The following is a 349-nucleotide window of genomic DNA, read 5'->3' on the forward strand; positions in this document are numbered from 1 at the left end:
GTGGTTAAATTTGAAATTACTAACACCGGCAATCTAGAACACGAATTTGTGATTGGTAGCAAAGAAGCCCAAGAAGAACATCGCCAGATGATGCTAAACATGGCCAATGGCGGAGGCCATGACATGTCGAATATGGCACACGGTGAAGGCCACGATATGTCCAATATGTCAAACGGCGATGGTCACGATATGGCCAATATGAGTATGGAAGGCGTCACCATTGCGCCTGGTGAGACTGGGTCTCTATTATGGCGTGTTCCTGATAATGTTAACGAGCTAGAGTATGCCTGTAACATTCCCGGCCATTACGAATCCGGCATGTACGGCAATTTTTCTCTCTAATCTGACG

At 46.4% G+C, this 349-nt stretch carries 1 protein-coding gene; it reads left to right on the forward strand.

All coding sequences use genetic code 11. The features are described 5' to 3' along the window. Positions 1-342 (forward strand): cupredoxin domain-containing protein (locus MLE19_RS22935; protein WP_425356828.1); only part of this gene is annotated, 342 nt, incomplete at its 5' end. Between the last annotated feature and the right edge of the window lie 7 nt (positions 343-349).

This window comes from Vreelandella neptunia (assembly GCF_022489065.1).
In the GTDB taxonomy this organism is placed as follows: domain Bacteria; phylum Pseudomonadota; class Gammaproteobacteria; order Pseudomonadales; family Halomonadaceae; genus Vreelandella; species Vreelandella neptunia_A.